The following is a 23,255-nucleotide window of genomic DNA, read 5'->3' on the forward strand; positions in this document are numbered from 1 at the left end:
TGACTTCTTTTTTGCCGTCGAAGTCTACATCTAAGACTTTAGCCTCGCTTGGGAAGTAGCTCTGGGCTTTGATTATATTCTCCCAAATTGTCCTTCTTAAATGTGGCAGATAAACACCTCCAAAGACGCCGTGCCAGTATGCATCGTTGCACTGGGCCTTTAGAATGTAGTTCCTCGCCTCTTCATGCTCCCTAACAAGCTTACTAACCATTAGCATTCTCTTGTGCATAAAATTACTTTCTGGATACTTGAAGAAGAAGTTCTTCCAAATGCCTCCACGGACGAAGACACGATAGCGTTCAAACTTCCCTTCCTCCTTTAGCTGCTCGACGAACTCAACGAAGAGCTTTGCCTGTTTTGCCGGTAGACTCCATTCGCTCATCTCAAAGTATGAGGCTATTGGGAGGTAAACCAGACCTTTTGGAGTAAACTTGCTCAGATACTCGGAGTAAGTCATTAAGTTAATCTTTTCGTTGCTTGTTATGGTATCAAAGAACTCTCTGAGCCAGCCTCTCTTATAGACCCACTCATGCGTTCCGGGCCATACCCCAAACTTCTCCCCATCATCATGGAAAACGGCAACCTTTGAGGGATCCTCACTCCTCAACCCTTCCAGATATTCAATAGTTTTATCTACAGGTCTAAAGGGAATCAAATACCTGAGTTTTTCGTCTATTGGAAATACCGCTACAACCTCTCCACCATCTTCCGTGTAATAGGGCCAGTACAGCTCTTCTTTGCTTAACCCAGCACTCATGAAATGATAATCATCAACGACTACATAATCTATACCCGCCTCTCTGAGGCTTTTAACGAGCTCGGGCTGCCACACTCTCTCCGTTAACCACACTCCCCTTGCTTCATATCCGAGCTTTTTTGCAAAATCCTTGAGCATCCGGATCTGGAGGAGTCTATCCTCCTTGGGGATCGCAGCCAGAACAGGTTCATAAAAGCCGGCGACAACGATTTCCAGCTGCCCTTTTCTTACCAACCTTTTCAAAAGATCGATATAATCCGGCTTATTTTCATTCAGCCATTCCAGGAGAGGGCCGCTGAAATGGGCAGCCATCTTCATGGAGGGAAATTCTTCCAGAATCTCCATAAACGGCCTGTATGCATTATTGTAGGCATCCTCAAAGACCCATCCAAAATTACCAAGAGGCTGATGATTATGAATGCCGAAGATGAAATTTATCCTTTCCATTCCTGCACCTCCGCCAGTTATCACTATTGGTGATATTAAGAGTAAGGTATATAAATATTTTCTGTGGATGAATACTGTTGCCTGAAACTTCATTGTCCAGTCAAGTGCAACGAACATCCTATGTTCTCATTTTTGAAGTATCCCGCCCAATCCAATGCCTTATCCCACCAGTATCCCAAATGCATACAAAACCAAAGCGATTATCAATTGATTTGAGAAGTTGTCGTCCGGTGGAAGTCCATGAAATTCCACTAATGTCCCGGCTAGAGCTCCAACTATCCCGTGGGGCAGGTCTATCAGGGGGACGAGTATCAGAAGGGCGGTTATGAAAAATGCTAAGCTTCCTTCTAGGCTCTTCCCGTTTTTAAAGCGATGTTTTCCAAAGGGCTTTCCTATTATGGCTGCCATGGCGTCTCCAAGGGTTGCAACTGTGATCGCGCCTATGGCTATTTCTGCAGGAAAGAAATATAGAACTATTAATGCTGCAGCTGTGAAGTAAATATGGGCTGCTATTCTCTTCTTTTCTTCCTCTCTGGCCAGGCTGTCTATTTCCTTCTCAATGTGGCTTACAATTTCTTCGTTCATGTAGAGGTGCAGCCTCCTCTTCACCTTATCCCTAAGTTCTTCCACAATTCTAAAGGGCTCCAGAATCAGAAAGAGAACAAAGAAGAATAACACAAAGCGGATAGTCACAGTTCTTCCGAAGAGCAGGTAAATGATGGGAACTGTTAAACCTGTCAGATGAAGGGCTTTCCTCTTAAGCTCGCTTTTCATGCTCATTTTTTATCACCTCCAGGGCTTCCAGGAGGTCTTTCACAATATAATCTGCATGTTCATGCCTTCTGGATTGAAAATAACCTCTCCTTACAAGGATTGTTGTAGCCCCTATTGTCTTCCCGCCCTTCATATCCGTCTCGTCCCTATCCCCAACCATATAAATCTCGCTCTCCTTTGGAAACATCTTCTTGGCTAGAAAAAAGTTGTGGGGCTCCAGCTTGCTTATCCCCGTTTCACCGCTTATTATTAACTCATCAAAATAATCCTTAATCCCGAGATATTCGAGCTTTTTTCTCTGCCAGTATGAAGAAGAATCGGTTACGAGGACTATTTTAGCTCCCATATTCTTCAGTTCTTCCAGAAATTCTTTTGCGTCTGGATAAAGCTTTAAATTTGAGAAAAAAGTTCTGTCAACTAACTCTACCATCTCTTGAAGGTCTCTGTTCGAAATTTTTCTATAGACCCTTTCCATGAAATTCTCGAGGATCTTATCCAGATCCAGAATGTGAAGTTCCTTTGATTGTTCGAGCTCCTTATACCTCTGGCTCAGGATATACACGAGTGCCCTTATCTTTCTCTTTCTCAGTAGGTGAGGAAGCAACCTCAGGATACTCCACTTGGCTGCGTCCCATGTGTTGCAGAGGGTATCATCCAGATCCACAAGCACCAACATTGTCCTCAATTTTTGAATTCCTCAAAGTTTAATAACTCTTTTGGGTACAGGTGAGGGTGGGTTAGTTTTTGTCCCTGCCCTTCAGGGCGGGGTATGAGAGCAATGAACTCCGTGGTTGCTCCATGCACTTGTTGCTTAAACGGCATTTGGCTCTGAGGAGCATAACATATTAGTCCAAGGGTATGGGTATAACATTTAAAAAGTGAAGACCTAATTTAAGATGATGATGAATATGAGGGGAGAGCTTCTCATAATGCTGGGAATGGCGGTGATATTCCTCGGGTTTTTGATGATCTTCATAGGAACCATCATGAGTGCCTCAAGTGGAGAGGCGGATGTCGAAGGGGGCGGCATCATAATGATAGGCCCAATTCCAATAGTCTTCGGAACATCCAGAGGAGCAATGATTGCAATGATCTTGGCTATAATCCTAATGGTGCTGTGGATAGCAGGGGCACTGTTGGGGAGGAGGATGTGAGTGTACATCTTGGACCTTTCAATACTTCTCGTTTCTGCAAAAAGTTTAGAATGGCTCTTTGAGAAGAAGGATATACATCCCATAGTGGCACATGTTTTGACGGGCATTGTTCTTGGTCCTTTTGTCCTTAACATAGTATCTCCCGGTGAGGAACTTAAAGTTCTCTCCGAATTTGGCTTAATCATGATGATGCTCTACACGGGTTTAACGAGCAATTTTGCCACCATAGCCACAAATAAGATTAAAGCCATTGTTGTGGCAAGTTTTGGAGTGGCTTTCTCCTTTATATTTGGCTTTTCGACGGTTTACTATTTTGGAAAATATGGACTTGCCGCAGCTGTATTTGCAGGTGCCGTCCTGGGTAATACTGCGATTGAGGTCACAAGCGGAGTTATAATGCGTGAGAGAACGGATAGAGATGTCTCTTCAATTCTGATGGGGGCGGCGTTTACCGATGATATCATAGCCGTTTATTTGATAGGTGTTATAACCGCTTTAGCTAGAGGGGAGTTTAACCTTCCTTCTCTGGGCATTCTAACGGTTAAAATCGCAATTTTCATAGGGAGTATTCTGCTGGTCTCGGAATATTTCTTCAAACGCTCCAAAAAGATCAGCAGCATAATAAGAGACTCAAACACATTCTTCACCTTTTCCCTGATACTGACGTTCTTTCTGGCACTGCTTGCCGAAGAGGTTGGATTGAACCGCATTATAGGGGCATATCTGGCAGGGCTCACAATAAGCCGTTTACGGGAGAGGAAGGATCCCCTAATTATAAGTCGTATAAAGCTTAACGAGCTTATTGGCGAACTCCAGGTTGTTCTGACGGAGTTCTTCATCCCCCTGTTCTTCATCTATGTTGGGTTGATATTTCATCCCGAGGTGAATGATATAAACTTAATCTTGATAGTCCTCCTTTACTTTGCGGCAATCCTGGGGAAGCTTATAGGATGCAGCTTTGGAATGAAACTCTTCAGGTTTAGCTGGGACAAGGCGATCCTCGTGGGGATTGGGATGGGAGGGAGAGGGAGCCTGGAACTTGCGGTTCTGAAGTTTGGTCTCGAGAGTCAGCTAATTAACCAAACCCTCTTTGCGGCTATAGTTATAGTCTCCATGCTCACGGCACTTACCACTCCGATATTCTTCAAATCCTATCTGCTCAGGGTTAAGCACAAAGTTTAAACGTGCGGTGTACAACCCTATGCAGGGTGGGAGAATGATTCCAGAGAACGGCAGAAGCGAGGAGGAAGTTTTGGAAGAGCTTGAGAAACGTCTAAGTTTGGATTTAACCTTTGATTCAGGCAAGATTCTGGGTTCAATGTGCACATATCCTCATCCAATAGCACGAAAAGTCGTTATGAAATATATGGATAGAAATTTGGGAGATCCCGGGCTCCATGTGGGAAGCAGAGAAATTGAAAGGGAAGCCATTCAGATGCTTGGGGAGCTCCTCCATCTAAAAAAAGCTCATGGCAACATAGTTAGCGGTGGAACAGAGGCAAATATCCTGGCGGTTAGAGCTTTTAGAAACAGAAGCGATGTTGAAAATCCTGAACTTATCCTCCCCGAGAGTGCTCACTTCTCATTTTTGAAGGCAAGCGATCTTCTGGGCGTCGAGCTGGTATGGGCAAAGCTGAAAAAAGACCATTCTGTTGATGTCAGGGACGTGGAGAATAAAATTACCGATAGCACGATAGGAATTGTGGGAATAGCCGGAACAACGGGTCTGGGTGTTGTTGATGATATACCTTCCCTCTCCGACCTGGCAGTGGATTATGGGGTACCCTTGCATGTAGACGCGGCTTTTGGCGGTTTTGTAATTCCCTTTGCCAAGGCTTTGGGATATGACATTCCGGACTTCGATTTTAAGCTCAAAGGTGTGCAGAGCATAACAATAGACCCTCATAAAATGGGAATGGCGCCGATTCCGGCGGGAGGAATAATCTTCAGGAAAAAGAAGTTTGTGGAATCCATAAGCATTCCAGCTCCCTATCTGGCGGGAGGGAAGGTTTCCCATCCTATGATAACCGGAACAAGACCGGGGGCTAATGCTATAGCAGTATGGGCACTTTTGAATCATCTCGGCTTTGAGGGCTACAAAACGATTGTCGGAGAAGCTATGAAACTTTCGAGATGGTTTGCAGAGCGGATAAAATCCATGAGCGGTGTCCATCTTATAAGAGAGCCCGTTCTCAATATAGTTTCCTTTGGGTCTGAGAAGCTCGGAGAAGTGGAAACCATCCTGAAGACAAAGGGATGGGGGATAAGTGCTCACAGAGGATATATAAGAATTGTTATGATGCCTCACGTTAAACAGGAACACCTGGAAGCATTTCTTAGAGATTTGAGGGAGGTTCTTTCTAATCTGTAACTCCCTTTATATCCACATGGACGAAGGCTATTTCAACCTCGTCCAAATTTTCTATCCTGTTCTTAACCTCTTCACTAATGTCATGGGCTTCTTTCAGCGTGAGTTTCGGGGAAACTTCTATGTGGAGCTCAACGTGAAGCTTTGGACCCACATAGTGAGCCCTCAAATCATGAACACCTTCAACACCTTTCACGCTGAGTGTGGTTTCCTTTATCCGCTCGCAGAGTTCGAAGGGGGGAGAAGTTCCCGTTAGATAGCTCACATTTTTGAGCACAACCTCAACCGCAACCTTTCCTATCAGGAGAGCTACCATAAAGCCCGCCAGGGCATCTCCATATGAAAAACCGAATTTCTGGAGCAGAAGTCCTATTAAAACGGCAACGCTGCTTAGGGCATCGCTCCTGTGGTGGTAAGCGTCGGCTATGAGTATCTGGTTGTTGAGCTTTCTTCCAACCTTGAGGGAGTACCGGGTCATTGCCTCCTTTGAAAGTATTGAAACCACCGTAACACCCAGCATCAGTGCATTCACTTCAAGCACGTAACTTGAGAGCATTCTCTCCAGCGAGTCCCTCCCTATCTCGTAAGCCACGAGGAAGAGTGCCATACCTATAAAGAATGCAAACAGGGGTTCAAAACGTGAGTGTCCGAAGGGATGGCTCTTATCCGCAGGCTTTGAGGCGATTTTAACACCAAAATAACCAATGATGCTCGTTATAACATCGGAGAGTGAATGGACGCCATCTGACATCAGAGCGAGGCTTGAGTATATGAACCCGATAGCGATTTTTAAAATAGCCAGAAGGATATTCCCAAAGATACTTGCCATGAGAGGCTTATATGCACTTTCCATGAGATCACCTTTTGAGAACCCTCAGTCCGTCACTCCTTCATCATGAGTCAGGTAAGGCTGAATTCTTCATCGGGCATTTTAGAATTATCCCCCCGGTTTTAAAAATTTCGTGCTGTTGAGATCATCGGGATAAGCAGTGAAGCGTTAGATTTAAGTTTTTGACACCACTCCGGGAAAAGAAAGCGGAGTATGATGCCGCAGTTATCCCACAGTATGGACAGTTTTCGAGAAAAGCCTTTTATTGAGAAGGTTATATTTCTAGATGGTGATTGCATGGGAAACAAGCCGAGGTATACCATCAGGATTTATATGGGTGCGAAGGATAAGTACATCGCTCTGAGCCTCTGGGAGGCGTATGTGGACAATTACGGGAACTTCAGACCAGCAAATGTCAGCATGGTTATACACAATGAGGATGTGGAAGCCAAGGCTTCCATGAGGACCGAAACGGCAGCCCGTCTGGCAGCGGTTCTTTTAAACATGGTGGCTGAGGCTGAGAAGCTAACAATGAAGGAGAGGAGGAAGGCATCAATAGAAGAGAAGCTTGAAGAGCAGCTCCTTCTTGAGGAGGAAGAGGAAGTGATGGATGAGGTTGAGGAGATAGAAGCGAATGTGGGGAGATGATCATGCGGTTTATTCCCCTCATTGCAGCGAGACCTGAAATCCAGATGGCTATAGATGAAGCCATAATGTATGCGAGGATTAAAGGAAAGGTTGAGGACACATTCAGGCTCTATGTGTTTAAGCCCAGCTCGATAACTATAGGGAGATTTCAAAGCGTCAGGCATGATGTTAACTTGGAGAAATGCACGGAGCTTGGAATCCCTGTGGTGAGACGTATAACGGGTGGAGGAAGCGTGTTCCATGATGAATACGGTGAGATTACCTACAGCGCGATAGTTGGGGAGGGCATTCACCCGGATTTGAGGGACATTGAGAGGAGCTACAGAATTCTGGCATCTCCCCTTGTAAGCGCCCTTAGAGAGCTCGGATTGGAAGCGGACTTTTCGGGACTCAACGATATAATAGCCAACGGCAAGAAGATAAGCGGGAGCGCTCAAACGAGGCGTAAGGGGGTTATCCTGCAGCACGGAACCTTCATGTACAGGACACATCTTGATGTCCTAGCCTCGGTTCTGAAGGTCTCCAAAAAGAAACTCCAAGATAAGGGTATAACGAGCATATGGGATAGGGTCACCACCCTGGAACGCGAAGGTATTGAACTTACAATGAGCGAAGCATATGGCCTTCTGAAGCAGAAGTTCTTTGAAGAGTTTCCCCTTGAGGAAGGGGAGCTTACGGATTATGAACTCAATCTCGTCGAAAAACTCGTAAAAGAGCGCTACGGACTTGAGGAATGGAACTTCCTAAAGTAGCCCTTTATTTTTTGGAGGATAAGCTATGAGAAAGCTTAAAATCTACATCCCGGGCATTAAATTTCCCTCCATATCTCTAACAGGCACCTACTGTTCTTTGAACTGTGCCCACTGTGGGAAGCATTATCTCGAAGGCATGAGGCATGTTAAGAAGGCCAATTTAGTGGATTACTGCAGAAGTCTCGAGGAGCAGGGATACACGGGATGCCTCCTCAGCGGGGGCATGGATAAGCGCTTGAAGGTTCCTCTTGACAAATACGCGGAGGAGATAAAGCAGATCAAGAGGGAGACCAATCTGAAAATCAATGCCCACGTCGGCTTCATAAGTGAAGAGGATCTGGAGTGGATTAAATACGTGGATGCGGTTTCTCTCGACTTCGTTGGAAGCGATGATGTAATAAAACGTGTCTATAAAATTGATAAAAAAGTGGAGGATTATCTCAGGATCGTGGAGCTTCTCACGGGGGCAGGGGTCAAGGTGGCACCTCACATAACCATAGGTCTGGACTTTGGAAAGGTGTGGTGGGAGTATGATGCCATTGATATGCTCCTGAGATATCCTATAGATGTCCTCGTTCTCGACGTTTTGATTCCCACAAAGGGAACGGAGATGGAGCACGTTAAAAAACCGGGTGTTGAAGAAAGCCTGAAGGTTGTTAGATATGCTCGTGCTAAATTCAGTGGAGAACTCAGCATAGGGTGTATGCGTCCCTTAGGAAAATGGCGTTTGGACTTTGATAGGGGAGCCATTCTACTGGGTGTCGATAGGATAACAAATCCCCCGAGAAAAATTATTGAATGGGCGAAGGAAGTCAGGGATGTGGAGATACTATATGAATGCTGTGTTATGTGATTATGCCAGTCCTAGCTTCTCCTTTATTTCCATTGGAATGTACCCTATTTTCGGAAAAACCAGGAGTGCCTTTGCCTCTATTGCGCTTCCAGGGACGCAGGGGATTTCGCCTTCGGGAGTTGGGTAGAAGTCGTGTATAAAGTTGTTATCCCCCCATATCACGAAGCATTTTTCTCCGTTATACTCTTCTATCCCCCTGACCCGGTGTATTATTGGATATTTTGTGAAGGGTCTCTTGTAAACAACGACATCTCCTATTCTTATCTCATTTGGGGTTACTCCTTTGAGCAACACAACATCTCCCCTGTGAAAGACGGGCTCCATTGAACCGCTTACAACGATCACTAATGGGGAATCCGTGTGGAGAGCGACTTTTAAGCCACTGTTAAGTGCAAAAACGACCACAATCGATATCAAAAGAAAAATCACGGTCTCTTTGATTTCCTTCACCATTTTCTCATCCATTTCAAAGCCTCCATTTGAGTTCTAATCTTGGCGGGAATTGAACCTATTGCAGTGCATGTTTCAAGGCTTATTCCTCTTCCATCTGTTATATCCAAATGGTACTCACTAAGCTTAAATATCTCTTTCGGTAGTCCATGCCTTCCAAGCCCAACTAAGAGGAGAAAACTTTCTCCCTTTAATGCCCTTTTTGCGATTTCCATTGATTTTATTGCCTTTTTATCGTCAGGTTTCCTTGTTGTGGCAACCAAATGTCCGAACTGCGGGGGGAATCCCTTCTTTGGGAATTCAAGCACATGAAATTTGTCCTTCTTTGAGAGCTCTATGAGGTATTTACCGCTTTCCCCTATGGTTGTGTTCCGGGCTATCTCCTCTGCAAGTTCAACTGCTTTTTTGTTGTCGAAGGGAAATCCAACTATGGCCAGATGAAACTCGAAGGCATAACATATGGGAGCAGCTCTTGCAATTGCCCTTAAATGGGCGTCATGGAGTTTTTTGGGGTCATATGAGTTGTAAAGTGCGAGTGTAATCATTTTTTACCCTCCTATTTTTCCCTAATTTTCCACTGGAGAAAGGCTTAAAAGTTTTTAAGCTAAAAAATTTAGAGAAGCTAAACTTTTTAAGCATGTCCCCTTAGATATTTGCCGAGAGATGGAGGTGAATCCATTGGAAGTTGTCATTGAAAAGTTCAAACCAAAGATAACACGCCCCTTCAAGAGAAAGAACGAGTACTGGGTCAAGCTCATTGATGAGAAGGAAGGGGAGTTCATAATGAAATTTAAAACTCCTCTCGAAGCAGAGGATGCAATATATGGATTATTGGATTTGCAGGTCTATGGCGGGAGGGTTAAGCTGGAACTAAGGGAAGGAAACGTCATTGAAAATTTGGAGATTCTGGAAGTTTATAAGCCTTCAGCCAAGGAACTTGTAGATGAATATTTTAGCGATTAACCCTCTGTCTATTTTTGTTCATTGAACGCCTTTTATAAACAAAAACATATATATAGGCGGGCACACATAGTTTATAAATAGACAGCATGTATTGGGGCAAATTCTAAGTTATCAAAATTAAATTTATTCTTAAGCTGAAATAATCGAGGATGGAGGTTTCATCAATGGCAAGAAGGAAGGGAAGGAAGGAACTCCTTGAACTCGCAATGGATATGGGGGGCGAAGAGGCCGTTGAAGTTATAAAGGCTCTTGAAAAGAAAGGTGAAGCTACAGATGAAGAACTAGCCGAGGCTACGGAAATTAGGGTAAACACCGTTCGCAAAATACTCTACATGCTTTATGATACAAAGCTGGCGGATTTCAAGAGGATTAGGGATAAGGAAACAGGATGGTATTATTATTACTGGCGTTTGGATACGAAACGCCTTCCTGAGATCCTCAGGGCAAAGAAAATGGAGGAGTTAAAAACCCTCCGGAGAATGCTCGAGGAGGAAACTCAGGAGATTTACTATCACTGTGGAAATCCCGGTCATCCAAAGCTTACTTTTGATGAAGCTTTGGAGTATGAATTCCAATGTCCTATCTGTGGCGCAATGCTTCAGGAATATGATAATTCTGCTATTGTTGAAGAACTTAAGAAGAGAATCCACGAGCTCGAAAAGGAGCTTGGGTTGGTTTAATTCTCTTCTTCCATACTACTATTAGGATAAGAGATGCTTATGCTAAAACTATACCTCACAATTATTTTAACAGCGCCTCTTCTTCGGTACTGTTAGGATAATCGTGGCGTGGGTGTAGTTCTAGTTTCTTTCACGAGCATTATCAAAGTATTCTCTCATCCTAACAGCACCTCTTCTTCCATACAAACATTTATAAGCAGCGCTTTCTAGTTAGCCTATCGAATGGAAGAGGTGTGCGGCCATGGAAATGGTTATTCTGGAGAAGATTTATGGTGACAGGAGCGGTTTTAAAAAGCTTAACAGAAAATTGAGCTCTTTGATAGGTGATTTGGAAGTCTCATGGAAGCTCTCCATAACTCAAAAGCAATGGGTTAAAGTAAATCTTGAAGGTGAGGATGAGGAAATTTCGGCAAACCTCCTCAGAGAGGAATTTGGTGAGGTCCCCTACAGGTTGAAGAGTGTTAGAGAAGGGGGAATTTATAAGGGCAGGTTTGTGGATTTGGGAAAAATAGGATATGGGGTCTACGTTGATATAGGAGTGTTTACACCCACACCTAAGGATGCTCTGGTACCTTTATATTATCTCAAAGAGGAGTTCGGGGATAAGGCAGTTAGAAAGATGATAAGGGATTTTGGATGGGTGAATAATCTGCCCCTTGAGGTGGAGGTTGAGAGGGTTGAATTTGGTGCCAGAGAGATTGAGGCTCACTTTGCACCGGAGCAGCTTAGAAGATTCAAGTCCTGGCTCAGTGATGGCTATGACAAGCTCTTTATAGCCGGTACAACAAGCGAGAGAATTGAGGAAGCTCTAATTAACACGGGGCACTCAAGAGATGTCAGGAGGATCGAGGAGTTAGGGCTCATGGAGACCATGCTTATCCTGAAGAAGGGCACCCAGGCTCCGGGCATAATAAAAGTCATAGGGCCATACATTAAGCCCGCTTTGATAGGGGCAATCAAGTTTGACTAGCCTTTTGAGTGAGCCTTATGGCGAAGGTGGAGAGGAGCAAAAATAAGGGTAATTCACTTACCTTCATGAATATAAAGGTTGCCATGTAGAGAAGGGAAGCTACTCCAACGAACCATGTCTGCCCTATTATCCTTTTTTTCTTTAGCTCCATGCATGAGTATGCAAGGAGGGCAAACTGGACAATACTTTCCCTCGCAACGTTTTTCAATGCCACGAAATCGGTTCTGCTTATGAAATAACCTCTTATATCCACTTTGAAAAAGGCACTCAAAAAGGCATAGAGAATTAGAACGGAGAGCAGGTAGATGTAGTTCCTCTTGAACCTCTTGGGATAGACGGTTATAAACGAAACGGGGATTATGAACGAAGCGGGCATCAGGAGTATGGATATGGAGGTCAGAGCTCCAAATGTCCCAACTTCGAAGAGGGCGAGCGCTTTGTTCGGGGCAAAGGAGAAGTTTGTGCCTATTACCAGAAGGAGCTCGAAGAGAAGGAGGATAAATACATCCCCACTCAGTATTTTCATGTGTGTCCTGAAGATGGGCAGGGCAAAAGTTAAGCCAAATATCAGGAATCCAAGCTCTCTGGAATGTTTCGGTGCCAGATAAAACATGAGGGAAATTATCAAGAAGAGCAGATAGAAGTGGAGGAGATGCATTGAGAAGAGGGTGAATCCAAATGCCTTTCCCCAGATGAAGATTGGATAGCTCAAGGGCTCCCTGGAAAACGTATTGAAGTTGAGTTTTAATGCTTCGTAGAAGATTCCTTTGAAAAATCCATCCTCGAATCCAAATTCGGAGTGGCCGTTAATTACCCAGAGTGTGAGGGTTAGGACGGAGAGGAAATAAAGAGAGCGGGCATAGGGGGCTTTTCTTAGGAGGTAAAGGAAGAAGAGGAATGTAAAGATGGAGATGGTTAGAAACATGAAGAACGTCGGGCTGTTTAGATTGTATTCTCCATCAAAGAGCAGGGTCAGCTCGGGTAGTGTGCTCTCGTTCCCCGTTATAACCGTGTACCCATCTATCTGAAGAATATTGAATCCTTTTGAGCTCTCTGGAGGAAGGTTCGTTTTTCCCCATATTTCCCTGATTTTAGAGTTGTCATAAAAGTTTCCAATCAATATGTCCTTTCCAATGTTTTTTCCGCTTTCTCTTAGCTCTTCATCAAGGTACAGTGCCCATGCTTGGGAAGGGGTGGAATTTCCGGCTTTTATGGTGTATGAGGGATCATATTTCGAAAAATGGATGTTGGGGGTGGCATCAACGCTCAGCATCATGGAGGAGAGTATTACAATAAGAAGCATGAAGATGAACTTCTTCATGGTCACACCGAAATAATTATGGGAATAAATAAAATAAAACTCTTTCCCTCATCCGAGTTTTTCAATTTCTTTTTTCCAGTTTCCCGGTTTCTTGAATTCTTTTTCTGAATAGAGCCCTTCTTTCTTTAATATGCCCCTGGCAGCTAGAATTCCCGTTGCAGCTGCATTCGTGATATCCCTCGAAAGCCCCGCACCATCGCCGGCTGCAAATATGTTCTCTATGCTCGTCTCCAAATCGTGGTTTACCTCCGCTCTCATGGCGTAGTATTTAATTTCGGGAGCATACAGTAGGGTGTGATCACTTGCAACACCGGGAATTACTCTATCGAGCCTTTCCAGACCTTCTATGATGTTCGTCACTATCCTATGGGGAAGGGCCATCGCAATGTCTCCGGGTGTGACATGCTTCAGCGTGGGCTCCACATCGCTCTTCCTTATCCTGCTCCATGTGCTTCTCCTTCCCCTCCTCAAATCACCGAGTCTCTGGATGATGGGTTTTCCCCCACCTATGGTCGTTGCAAGTTGAGCTATGCTTTTTCCGTAGGCTGTAGTGTCTTCTACAGGTTCTGTTAGTTCAATTCTACTAAGGAAGGCGAAGTTTGTATTGTTGCTCTTCTTATCGCGCATTGAGTGTCCATTAACTCCAACATAGCTGTTATACTTCTCCTCCACTACAAAACCGTTTGGATTCGTACAGAAGGTTCTCACGAAGTCATCATAGGTGTCCGTGTATATGTGAAACTTGGGGTCGTGGTTTATGTTCGTTATTTCCTCCATAACTATTGCGGGGACCTCTACGCGGACGCCAACGTCTATAGGCCCATGCCTTGCCTTTAATCCAATTCTTTGAGCCACATCGTGGAACCATCCCGCCCCCCCTCTTCCGGGAGCCACTATTATATAGCGCGTTTTTATCCTGAACGTGTCCTTTCCTCTGGACGCAACAACTTCTCCCTGCTTGAACTCACTCACATGCGTCCATAGAAGGAATTTAACCCCTTTCTCAACCAGATGCTCTTTTATGCTCTTTATAACATCCTTGGTGTGGTCGCTTCCTATGTGCCTTTGAATTATTGGAATGAATTTGACGCCTGCCTGAGCCGCCCTTCTTTCCCAACGTTTTATCTGCTCCTCATTCCCCTTAAAAATTCTCTTGGGAGATTTGTGTTTTAGGAAAATCCGGTCTACTTCCCATATCAGCTGCCAAGAGTAGTTCTCGTCGTGAGTCAGTTGGGTTAAATCTCCTCCAATATCAGGCCTCAGGTTCACAGTACCATCGCTTAAACCGCCAGCTCCACCTACACCACTCATTATGTGGCATGGCTTGCACCCCACGCAGTACCCAAGCTCGTCCATGGGGCACACTCTCTGGTCTATATCCGCGCCTTCGTCAATAATCAAAACCCTAAAATTGCTTTTTTCAACGAGTTCATAAGCAGCAAAAAGCCCAGCAGGGCCCGCTCCGACAATTATGACATCAAATTCCTTTTCGTTATAGAATGCGTTCACTATTTCCCTTACCAAAATTTGATGAATGCCCTTTATAAACTTTGCGGGAGAGGGAAGAAATTTAGACAAAAATTTGTTTATTTTTTCCACAATTTTTCTGGCTATACACTTGAAAATGTTTAAAAATGGGGAGGGACAAGTTTTTAAATTTTCGATTTGATCTCCTTATTGAAGAAGTTTTGCGTGAAGGTGATGCCTATTCTCATTTTGGGTCTTGATATAATCAGTCGGAATCCAAAGCGCTTTGCAGTGGTTGCGTGGTTCAACGGCAGGCTGGAAAAAAAGGGTGAGTTTACATACTATCGCCTAGTGCGCTTCATCAAAGCAAAAAAGCCCCACATTGTCGTTATGGACAATATATACGAGCTTGGGAGTGATAGGGAAGTCATGAGATTTATAAGGGCCCTTCCTCAGGGAACAAAGCTCGTTCAGGTTACGGGGAGGCCGGGAGAGCAAATTTCTCTATGGAATCTTGCTAGAGAAAATGGAATTAAACTTGGAGATAAATTTGATCCCTATGAGGAAGCTAAAACATGTGCCCTCCTCGCTGCCAAAGGGGTGGGTCATGAGGTCGTGGCATTTGAGGATGAGGTCACGGTTAAGGTCGTCAGGGGGAGGAGCCAGGGAAAGGGAGGATGGAGTCAGGATCGCTACAGGAGAAGGGTTCACAATCTAATCCAAAATAAAGTGAGGGAAATTGAGGAGGGATTGAGGAGGGCGAACATTCCCTTTGATCTGGAAGTTGAGGAGAGGGATTATGGAATTTCAAGAGGGGAGTTCAGGATTTACGCCTCAAGGGAAGAGCTCGCAGGTTTGATAAAACCGATGCATGGAGGGGATGTTGAGGTTAGAATTGAGCCTGTTGAAAGGAAGAACCTTGAATTTGTGCCACTTAGGGGGGAGAGGGCAATTGTAGAGAGAAAGAATGTTATAGTTGGGCTGGACCCGGGAATCACCGTGGGGATTGGAGTTGTGGATCTAGAGGGGAATGTGGTTGCTGTTTATAGCGAAAGGAATATGGCAATAAGCGACATATTCAGGTTCATAAGTGAGGTGGGGCATCCCATAATAATTGCAACGGATGTAACACCTGCTCCAGGCTTGGTTGAGAAAATATCACGCTCTTTTAAGGCGATACTCTTTACTCCTAGAGAAGATTTGAGGGTTGAGGAGAAAACCGAGCTCCTTAGAAACCTTGGAATTGAAGTTGAGGATGATCACCAGAGGGATGCTCTCGCTGCAGCTTATAAAGCATATCTGAGGCTAAAGCCAAAGCTCGAACACATAGATGCAAGACTGAGGAGTCTTGGGCTTGAGAGAAAGGGCAACGAGATTAAAGCGCTGGTTCTCCAGGGGTACAACCTTGGAGAAGCCATAACAAAAGCCACGGTCAAAAAGAAGCCCGTTGAGGAAGAAAAACCTGCTGTGCAGAGTATCGATGTTTCTCCCTATGTTGAGAAGATTAAAGAGCTTGAGGAGAACATCCGGATGCTTGAGAGGGAAAATGAGGAATTGAGGGCAGTGATAAACGAGCAGAGAAAAGTAATAGAGAGGCTTGAGAGGAGAATTGAAGAATATGACGATAGGGTAAGAGAGAGGATAATGAGGAGTAAGGAAATAGAAAACAGGGAGAAAAGGATAATCTACCTTGAGAAGGAGCTTAGGGAGGCTAGAGGCATAATTGAGAAGCTCAGCAGGGATCTGATTCTGGCAAAGAGAATGCATATACTGGAGCTAAGAGGGAGCGCACTCCCGCTGAAGGTTCTCGAAAACCTCACATGGGATGACTTGGAGCATCTTGAAAAGAGCACTCCGCTGAAGAGAGGTGATGTTCTTTACGTTATAAACCCCGCGGGAGCTGGAAGGAGCATAGGGGAGTACCTCGTTGAGAAGGGCATCAAAGCTATTGTAAGTTCTAAAGAACTCCCAAATCTCGTTTATAATGTCCTGCAGAAAGGAAAAGTCCCAGTACTTTATGAATGGGAGATTGAAGTGAAGCGGGTTGATGAGTTCGCCATAGTGGATAGAAAAGAGTTTGAGGAAGCCGTTGAAAAGCGTCTCGCAGAATGGGAGGAAGAGGAAAAGGAGAAGCAGAGGAGAAAGTTCCTACAGATTCTCGAGGAGTACAAGATTGAAAGATTGAAGGAGCTTAAGAAAAGGGCGGAAGGAGAATCAAACTAACTTAAGAAAGTGACTGGAAGTATGAAAGCTGAAGATTTGTATAAACGAGAAAATGGGGGTATAAGATGTCTCGTCTGTGAGAGGAGATGCTTCATCGATGAGCAGAAAAGGGGGATATGTGGAAATTATACTAACATTGATAACAAGCTCTTCCATATAGGTTATGGAAAACTGAGTGCTATTGAGAGCAGACCTATAGAGATAAAGCCCTTCTTCCATTATTATCCAAATACAACGGCTCTAACTTTTTCGGGGTTTGGATGCAATTTCTACTGTCCCTGGTGTCAGAATCACCACTTAAGCTTCTCCAAGCCAAAGAAGGACATTCCATCAGTTTCAGCAGAGGAACTTGTAAATATGGCTATAATGAAAGGGGATAGAGGTTTGTGTGCAAGCTTTAATGAGCCAGCTACCCTCTATACGTACCTTCTTGATGTTTTTGAGCTCGCTAAAGAGAGAGACTTATATGGATGTCTTGTTACGAATGGTTATTTCACTTTAAGATCCATTGAAAAACTGATTGAAAGTGGAGCAAGTGGATTCAGCATAGATGTAAAAGGATGCCCCAAAATGAAGGTTCTCTCAACAATTGAGCATAGAAAAGTCTTCAGGAATGCTAAAAGAGCTCTTGACTTGAATGCACATGTTGAGATGGTTTTCCTTGTAGTAACGAATACCAATGATTTTGAAAACTGCTATCAATGGATATTTAACATGCACTCCAAAATACTCGGCGATAACGTTCCCCTTCATATAAATCGCTATTACCCAATGAACTACTGGCATGAACCATCAACTCCTGTAAAAACGCTCCTAAAACTCAAAGAGATTGCTCAAAGGTAGGAGTACAACCTCAACTATGTTTACATCGGAAATATTGGGTCTGTAGAACATGAAAGCACTTATTGCCCGAAATGCGGGAAGAAACTCATAATTCGTGCTGGCTTTCGGGTCATAAAATGGGATCTGACTAAAGATAATAGATGCTCGAGATGTGGAGAGAGAATTCCCATATACAATCCCTAACCTTGATTTGGAAGAAATTTTTTAATGGTGGGCCCGCGGGGCTTTGAACCCCGGACCTCCGCCGTGTCAAGGCGACGTCATAACCAGTCTAGACCACGGGCCCGCCCTAATAATGGTGGACCGGCCGGGATTTGAACCCGGGGCCTCTGCCTTGCCAAGGCAGCGCTCATCCCAAACTGAGCTACCGGCCCACGCCAACCATAACCCTATCCCAAACATAGCTTTATAAACTTTGCGGTGCCTTATTTTCCGGATTTGGTACTGTTAGGATAATCGTGGCGTGGGTGTAGTTCTAGTTTCTTTTATGGGCATTATCAAAAGCATTCTCTCATCCTAAAAGTATCCCGGATTTTAAGGATAAGGTTTTTAAATAAGCTCCCACAAAAAAAGCTTAGCTCTTGGATTCACGATTATTCTACTGGAAAAATGGGAGGTGAGCAAAGTGAAAGCACCGATCTGTGAGGTTTGTTTGAAAACGGAGGATATTTTGTGCCCCGCGGATGAGAAGAAACTTCAGGAGGGGATAATTTCTGAGCTCGATGTTAAGGTAGCAAGGCTATTGTACAAGCTCATTGGCGATGCAGATGTTGAGTTTAAGAAGGCTGTAGAAGCGGGGGATTTGGTTGTTATTATTGTGGGCGAGGGCCAAGTGGCGCTCGTCATCGGGAAGGGAGGCAAAAATGTTAAACTCCTGATGAGGGAGCTGGGTAAGAGGGTGAGGATAATTGAAGACACGAAGGATATTAAGAAGCTTGCCACGGATCTTTTAATTCCCGCCAGACTCTTCGGTGTTAATATAGTGTATAAACCCGATGGAGGGCATTACTACAAGATTCTGGTTCCCAGAATGGATAAGCAGAGGCTTCCTGCGCCCAGTGAAATGCTTGAGAAGATAATCTCTCAAATAATTGGAGAAGATGCTAAAATCGTGTTTGCGTGATGCCTATGTACAGAACCCACTACTCAAGCCAGATAAGTGAGGAGTTAGATGGAGAAAAGATCAAAGTAGCAGGATGGGTTTATGAGGTTAAAGACCTTGGAGGGATTAAATTTCTCTGGATAAGGGATAGAGAGGGCATAATCCAGATAACCGCACCCAAGAAGAAGGTTGATCCGGAGCTCTTCAAAATCATTCCCCATCTGAATGCCGAGGATGTTGTTGCTGTGGAGGGTATTGTTAATTTCACGCCAAAAGCTAAACTCGGCTTTGAGATAATCCCTGAGAAGCTAGAGATCCTGAGTAAAGCTCAAAGCCCCCTCCCCCTTGATCCTTCAGGGAAAGTTAAGGCCGAGCTGGACACCCGGCTGGACAACCGCTTCATGGACTTAAGAAGACCTGATGTAATGGCGATATTTAAGATACGCTCAAATGTTTTTAAAGCGGTCAGAGAATTTTTCTACAGTGAAAAATTCGTTGAAATTCACACTCCCAAAATTATAGCTACCGCGACGGAAGGAGGAACTGAGCTCTTTCCCATGAAGTATTTTGAGGAGGATGCCTTTCTTGCACAGTCTCCACAGCTCTATAAGCAGATAATGATGGCTTCTGGTCTGGATCGGGTTTTTGAGATAGCTCCCATATTCAGAGCCGAAGAGCACAACACAACGCGGCATTTAAACGAGGCATGGAGTATTGATGCAGAGATGGCTTTTATAGAGAATGAGGAAGAAGTTATGGGGCTTCTCGAACGTTTGGTAACCTATGCGGTGAAGTACATTAAGGAGCACAATGAGAGAGAGCTTGAAATCCTAGGCATGGAACTGGAAGTCCCGAAGCTTCCTTTAAGACGCATAAGTTATACTGATGCGCTGGAAATCCTGAACGATCTTGGAAAGGAGATCCCCTGGGGGGAGGATATTGACACAGAAGGCGAGAGGCTCCTTGGAAGTTACATAAAAGAGGAATACGGGGAAGATTTGTATTTCCTGTATCAGTATCCAAGTGAAGCAAAGCCCTTCTACATAATGAAATACGATAATAAACCAGAGATTTCGAGATCATTTGATTTGGAGTACAGGGGAATCGAGATTACCTCGGGGGGGCAAAGAGAACATAGGTATGACATCCTAAAAGCACAGATTGCGGAGAAAGGGCTGAAGGTTGAGAGTTTCGAGTTTTACCTCAAACCCTTCCGCTACGGCATGCCCCCGCATGGTGGATTTGGCTTGGGTGCGGAGCGCTTGATCAAGCAGATGCTCAACCTGCCCAATATCAGGGAGGTCATTCTTTTCCCGAGGGATAGGAAAAGACTCACACCATAAGACCTTTATACCTTTTTAACGTTTACATTTTTAGTTAACGGAGGTTAAGCACAACACCAAGGGGGAGAAAATATGAAGAAGATGGCCATATTATTAATCGGTTTAATTTTGTTTGCAGTCCCATTTTTTCCCAGTGTTAAATCTGCCCAAAAACCGGATTATGCGAAACTAACGCTCGTAAAGTTAGGACTGAAGGATTCAATCATCTTTGGGGATTATGAAATAAAGTTCGCGGATGTAAATCCCGATTGGACGCAGGCTCTTATAGAAATTTACAAAAAAGGTGAGTCCAAACCATCGAAGACTGCACTTCTCACAAGCGGGGGTAGAATGTTTTATCCCGATAGCACAAATCCAATCCTTGAAGTGAGTATAGGATACATAATGTCCTACAACAAGGTTATCTATCTGGAAGCTGGTTCTCCTTTGAAAAAAGCGGAATCCAAAACCCTTGATGAAGGAAAAACCTACAAGCCGACATATCTGGATGGAAAGGTCTCCATAAAGCTCGTTGATGTTACGGATTCAAGCGCCAAATTCACCGTAACCCTCAATGGAATAAGCTATACGAAGACCATAGAGGAAGATTCAGGTCAGGGTTTTGGATATAAGATAAGCAGCGACATCTACTATTATCCCTTCGTATGGATTGAGGTGACAAAGGCTGTTAAGAACGATTATGCAGAATTTGATATATGGATACCCACTTACCCCGTGACCTCAGTATCCGTGAAAAGGGCTTCTCAAACGGGCACCCAAAATCAAACCCAGGGAGCTCCGGATACAGTGGTTTACAACGATGTCATGTATAAGGATGAAATCCTGAATATATACTACAACGGCACAACATACAAGCTTCGCCTGAACCAGGTTGGATTGTACTCAAGCTTCTCCCTCTTCAAGGGGACAACCCCCCTAGAAACCTTCCAGGTTAAAGCTGGAGGCTATCATGAGAGCGATAAAGCCCCGATTGGAGTGGAAGTCGTTAAGGATTCCTATGACACGGAATATAACAGGCTCACGGTTAAGGTTTGGGCACCTCATGGAGCAAGCGCCCCTCCGATTTTAAGGGAAGCCAAACTGAAGCTCATAGTTGAAACTACTTCAAAGAAGATAATGCTCGGGGATAAGATGATACTGACAGTGAAGGTCGTGAATGAGGGGAAAGGTAAGGCTTTTGGGTTGAAATTGAATTCAAATATTCCAAACGGGCTTGAGCAGGAGGTCTACCCCGAAAAGCTCACAATAACAAAGCTCGATGCCTTCTCCGAGTATCCCTTGGCAACTTACATATTGACGCCCTCGCAAGTGGGCTCATACCAGATAGGTAAGTTTGGAGTAGAGTACTACGATGAGTTTGGGAATCTCAAGAAAGTTGAATCGGACACAATTGGTGCACTGAAGGTTTATGCCCTTCCAAAAATAGAGCTAAACGTTGATAATGATTACTTTAAGGTTGATACAAGCAAGGACAATAAAGTTAAGGTCAAATTCAACGTCGTTCTCGAAAAGGGGAATCCAGCGTTCGAATTTATTGAGAACGCAACGCTTCACTTGGAATTCCCCGATTCATTGAACGCTTACAGCAGGGATATATCCCTCGGAGATCTAAGGGCAAACGAGTCCATATCAAAGGAGATAATCTTCACGGTTAACAAAGCGGAATTGAGCAAGGTAAGCGCCACATTAACTTACAAAGACGCCCTTGGAGAGGAACACCAGATTGAATTCCCCAATTTGGTGATTATAGATGCTGTTCCTCCAGCCATTGTTGAGAAGAAGGTAAAGGTATACCCCGAAGCTCAGGAGCTTCCATCCTTTGTCAATGCAACTCTAGCAGGATTGGACAATGAAACAAGGGCACTGCTTGCTGAAGAGCTCAAGAATGTGAGCGAAGCATATATTCCCCCACAACCTCCAAAGACCAACTGGTGGGCGGTATTTGCCATACTCTTCCTGATATTTGGAATAGGGTTTGGAGTCGCCTACTACAACCTCAAGGGCAAATACGAGGAAGCCCAGAGAAAGCTTGCCAGAAGAAAGCCAAAGCCCGGAGGGCTCCCGCTTAAGAAAGAGGAGGAAGTAAAGGAGGCATTAGAGGATAAGGGTATTGAGACCCTCTGATTTCTTTTCTTAAACTTTTTAAACCCTCTTTTCCCTCCTATTCTTGGTGAGAGAATGTTTGCATACAAGCAGGTCATGGTTATTAGGAAGGATTTAAAACTCAGCAGGGGAAAATTGGCAGTTCAGGTTGCCCATGGTGCAGTAACAGCAGCTTTCAAAGCTTCGAAAGATAAACCCGAGTGGTTTAAGGCATGGTTTCATGAGGGACAGAAGAAAGCCGTGGTAAAGGTGGAGAATGAGAGGGAACTCTTCGAGCTCATGGAAAGGGCTAAGGTTCTTGATTTGCCCTATGCGCTGATAAGAGATGCGGGATTGACCGAGATTCCTCCAGGGACTGTAACATGCTTGGCAGTTGGCCCGGCTCCAGAAGAGCTTGTGGATAGAGTAACCGGACATTTAAAGCTGCTTTAGGTGAGATGTGTGGATTACAAAGAATTTTTTTCCCAATTCAGATATGTGAGCAAGAGCAGGGGGATAGGAGGTAGGATAAAGGTTTTTCCAGAGGATTTTATAGTGGAGGAGGTAATTTCAAAGAGTGTTTTTAAAAAGCAGAATTGCCTTATCTATCGCCTTATCAAGAGAAACTGGGACACAATGGTGGTAATTAAGGAGATAGCAAAGCGTGCGGAGATTTCCTACAGGGATATAGGATTTGCGGGAACTAAAGACAGGCACGGCATAACAACCCAATACATAAGCATCTGCGGGGGAAATTTGAAGGAGCTGAAGGAGAAGATTGATAGGGTTGAAATAAGCGATGTAAAGCTGGAATTCGTGGGCTATGGAAAAAAGCTCAAGCTCGGCTCTCTATGGGGGAATCGCTTTAAGATACTTGTTAGAGAGGTGGATATTTCCGTAGAAGAAGCCCTAAAGAGAACGAGGGCAATTTTAAAGGAAGTTAAAGCCGAGGGAGGCTTCCCAAACTATTTCGGATATCAGCGCTTTGGTGAGAGGAGGGTTATCAACCATGAGGTGGGGCGTCTTCTGCTCGAAGGAAAATTTGAGGAAGCGGCTTTAAAGTTTCTGGGAGCATATGATGGAAGCATGATGGGAGATGAGGCGAGAAAAGAGTTTTTTGAGACGGGTGATGTCGATAGGGCAATTGAGAGTTTCCCCAAGTTTTTGAGGTATGAGCGGGCAATGCTCTACCGCTACAGGGAGACAAAAAGCTGGAAAAAAGCCTTTGC

23 protein-coding genes, 2 tRNA genes and 1 pseudogene are annotated in these 23,255 nt (G+C 44.4%); 16 read left to right on the forward strand and 10 right to left on the reverse strand.

The window, feature by feature from the left end:
* From jtg to ACXJGZ_RS04010, 3 genes and pseudogenes are all read right to left on the reverse strand, one after another.
* Positions 1-1,204 (reverse strand): annotated as a pseudogene (jtg, locus tag ACXJGZ_RS04000) (4-alpha-glucanotransferase); the annotation flags it as partial.
* Between the two features lie 159 nt (positions 1,205-1,363).
* On the reverse strand, positions 1,364-1,984 hold the full coding sequence (locus ACXJGZ_RS04005) for a diacylglycerol/polyprenol kinase family protein (RefSeq protein ID WP_456321516.1): 621 nt from the start codon (positions 1,982-1,984) through the stop codon (positions 1,364-1,366).
* Positions 1,962-2,654 (reverse strand): HAD family hydrolase, encoded by a 693-nt coding sequence (locus tag ACXJGZ_RS04010; RefSeq protein WP_293254503.1) that lies wholly within the window; start codon positions 2,652-2,654, stop codon positions 1,962-1,964. The genes ACXJGZ_RS04005 and ACXJGZ_RS04010 overlap by 23 nt, the downstream gene beginning before the upstream one ends.
* Positions 2,655-2,886: 232 nt before the next feature.
* On the opposite strand from ACXJGZ_RS04010, the gene ACXJGZ_RS04015 reads away from it, so the two are divergent.
* From ACXJGZ_RS04015 to mfnA, 3 genes are read left to right on the forward strand one after another with little or no spacing between them, the layout of a single operon-like run.
* Complete coding sequence (locus ACXJGZ_RS04015) at positions 2,887-3,132, forward strand: TIGR00304 family membrane protein (RefSeq protein ID WP_456321534.1); 246 nt, start codon at positions 2,887-2,889, stop codon at positions 3,130-3,132.
* A complete protein-coding gene (locus ACXJGZ_RS04020; RefSeq protein ID WP_456321515.1) occupies positions 3,133-4,314 on the forward strand; it encodes a cation:proton antiporter in 1,182 nt (393 codons plus the stop codon).
* 34 nt (positions 4,315-4,348) lie between these two features.
* A complete protein-coding gene (gene mfnA, locus ACXJGZ_RS04025; RefSeq protein ID WP_456321514.1) occupies positions 4,349-5,503 on the forward strand; it encodes a tyrosine decarboxylase MfnA in 1,155 nt (384 codons plus the stop codon).
* On the opposite strand, the gene ACXJGZ_RS04030 is transcribed toward mfnA, so the two are convergent.
* Entirely contained in the window at positions 5,493-6,353 is an 861-nt protein-coding gene (locus tag ACXJGZ_RS04030) for a cation diffusion facilitator family transporter (protein WP_456398348.1), read from the reverse strand. The genes mfnA and ACXJGZ_RS04030 overlap by 11 nt on opposite strands.
* A gap of 273 nt (positions 6,354-6,626) precedes the next feature.
* Here ACXJGZ_RS04030 and ACXJGZ_RS04035 point away from each other — a divergent pair, with 273 nt between their 5' ends.
* From ACXJGZ_RS04035 to lipS1, 3 genes are read left to right on the forward strand one after another with little or no spacing between them, the layout of a single operon-like run.
* On the forward strand, positions 6,627-6,977 hold the full coding sequence (locus ACXJGZ_RS04035) for a hypothetical protein (RefSeq protein WP_456321512.1): 351 nt from the start codon (positions 6,627-6,629) through the stop codon (positions 6,975-6,977).
* A gap of 2 nt (positions 6,978-6,979) precedes the next feature.
* Entirely contained in the window at positions 6,980-7,729 is a 750-nt protein-coding gene (locus ACXJGZ_RS04040) for a lipoate--protein ligase family protein (protein WP_293254507.1), read from the forward strand.
* Between the two features lie 25 nt (positions 7,730-7,754).
* Positions 7,755-8,582, forward strand: coding sequence for a LipS1 family lipoyl synthase (gene lipS1, locus ACXJGZ_RS04045; protein WP_456398349.1), 828 nt, complete (start codon positions 7,755-7,757; stop codon positions 8,580-8,582).
* On the opposite strand, the gene ACXJGZ_RS04050 is transcribed toward lipS1, so the two are convergent.
* Together ACXJGZ_RS04050 and ACXJGZ_RS04055 are read right to left on the reverse strand one after the other, a co-directional pair.
* A complete protein-coding gene (locus tag ACXJGZ_RS04050; protein ID WP_456321510.1) occupies positions 8,583-9,047 on the reverse strand; it encodes a signal peptidase I in 465 nt (154 codons plus the stop codon).
* A complete protein-coding gene (locus tag ACXJGZ_RS04055) occupies positions 9,029-9,577 on the reverse strand; it encodes a DUF531 domain-containing protein (protein ID WP_293254489.1) in 549 nt (182 codons plus the stop codon). The genes ACXJGZ_RS04050 and ACXJGZ_RS04055 overlap by 19 nt, the downstream gene beginning before the upstream one ends.
* Positions 9,578-9,710: 133 nt before the next feature.
* Here ACXJGZ_RS04055 and ACXJGZ_RS04060 point away from each other — a divergent pair, with 133 nt between their 5' ends.
* The 3 genes from ACXJGZ_RS04060 to ACXJGZ_RS04070 all read left to right on the forward strand — a co-directional run bounded on the left by ACXJGZ_RS04060 (position 9,711) and on the right by ACXJGZ_RS04070 (position 11,645).
* Positions 9,711-9,995, forward strand: a complete 285-nt coding sequence (locus ACXJGZ_RS04060; protein ID WP_456321533.1) for a hypothetical protein — start codon at positions 9,711-9,713, stop codon at positions 9,993-9,995.
* Between the two features lie 164 nt (positions 9,996-10,159).
* Positions 10,160-10,675, forward strand: a complete 516-nt coding sequence (gene tfe / locus ACXJGZ_RS04065; protein ID WP_293254501.1) for a transcription factor E — start codon at positions 10,160-10,162, stop codon at positions 10,673-10,675.
* A gap of 241 nt (positions 10,676-10,916) precedes the next feature.
* Positions 10,917-11,645, forward strand: coding sequence for a DUF2110 family protein (locus ACXJGZ_RS04070; RefSeq protein ID WP_456398350.1), 729 nt, complete (start codon positions 10,917-10,919; stop codon positions 11,643-11,645).
* Here ACXJGZ_RS04070 and ACXJGZ_RS04075 read toward each other — a convergent pair.
* Positions 11,632-12,966: a hypothetical protein gene (locus tag ACXJGZ_RS04075; protein ID WP_456398351.1), complete on the reverse strand. Its 1,335-nt coding sequence runs from the start codon at positions 12,964-12,966 to the stop codon at positions 11,632-11,634. The two genes, ACXJGZ_RS04070 and ACXJGZ_RS04075, sit on opposite strands and share 14 nt — an antisense overlap.
* Positions 12,967-13,014: 48 nt before the next feature.
* A complete protein-coding gene (locus ACXJGZ_RS04080; RefSeq protein ID WP_456321591.1) occupies positions 13,015-14,490 on the reverse strand; it encodes an NAD(P)/FAD-dependent oxidoreductase in 1,476 nt (491 codons plus the stop codon).
* A gap of 177 nt (positions 14,491-14,667) precedes the next feature.
* Between ACXJGZ_RS04080 and ACXJGZ_RS04085 the strand changes: the two genes are divergently transcribed.
* Both ACXJGZ_RS04085 and ACXJGZ_RS04090 read left to right on the forward strand, forming a co-directional pair.
* Positions 14,668-16,656 carry a DUF460 domain-containing protein gene (locus ACXJGZ_RS04085; RefSeq protein ID WP_456321590.1) on the forward strand — a complete coding sequence of 663 codons (1,989 nt, stop codon included), beginning with the start codon at positions 14,668-14,670 and terminating at the stop codon, positions 16,654-16,656.
* Positions 16,657-16,677: 21 nt separating this feature from the next.
* Positions 16,678-17,499 carry a radical SAM protein gene (locus ACXJGZ_RS04090; RefSeq protein ID WP_456398352.1) on the forward strand — a complete coding sequence of 274 codons (822 nt, stop codon included), beginning with the start codon at positions 16,678-16,680 and terminating at the stop codon, positions 17,497-17,499.
* Between the two features lie 208 nt (positions 17,500-17,707).
* Here ACXJGZ_RS04090 and ACXJGZ_RS04095 read toward each other — a convergent pair.
* A tRNA-Val gene (locus tag ACXJGZ_RS04095) sits at positions 17,708-17,785 on the reverse strand.
* A gap of 10 nt (positions 17,786-17,795) precedes the next feature.
* Positions 17,796-17,873: transfer RNA gene (locus ACXJGZ_RS04100), tRNA-Ala, on the reverse strand.
* A gap of 251 nt (positions 17,874-18,124) precedes the next feature.
* Here ACXJGZ_RS04100 and ACXJGZ_RS04105 point away from each other — a divergent pair.
* The 5 genes from ACXJGZ_RS04105 to truD all read left to right on the forward strand — a co-directional run.
* The gene (locus tag ACXJGZ_RS04105; protein WP_456326726.1) at positions 18,125-18,622 is read left to right on the forward strand and encodes a KH domain-containing protein; all 498 of its coding nucleotides are present in this window, start codon (positions 18,125-18,127) and stop codon (positions 18,620-18,622) included.
* A gap of 5 nt (positions 18,623-18,627) precedes the next feature.
* The gene (aspS, locus tag ACXJGZ_RS04110; RefSeq protein ID WP_456326736.1) at positions 18,628-19,944 is read left to right on the forward strand and encodes an aspartate--tRNA(Asn) ligase; all 1,317 of its coding nucleotides are present in this window, start codon (positions 18,628-18,630) and stop codon (positions 19,942-19,944) included.
* Positions 19,945-20,016: 72 nt separating this feature from the next.
* Positions 20,017-22,068, forward strand: coding sequence for a COG1361 family protein (locus tag ACXJGZ_RS04115; RefSeq protein WP_456398353.1), 2,052 nt, complete (start codon positions 20,017-20,019; stop codon positions 22,066-22,068).
* Positions 22,069-22,122: 54 nt separating this feature from the next.
* Positions 22,123-22,479, forward strand: a complete 357-nt coding sequence (pth2, locus tag ACXJGZ_RS04120) for a peptidyl-tRNA hydrolase Pth2 (protein ID WP_456326728.1) — start codon at positions 22,123-22,125, stop codon at positions 22,477-22,479.
* A gap of 9 nt (positions 22,480-22,488) precedes the next feature.
* Positions 22,489-23,255: tRNA pseudouridine(13) synthase TruD (truD, locus tag ACXJGZ_RS04125; RefSeq protein ID WP_456398354.1), on the forward strand; the 767-nt coding region annotated here is incomplete at its 3' end.

The organism is Palaeococcus sp. (in: euryarchaeotes), from assembly GCF_053987695.1.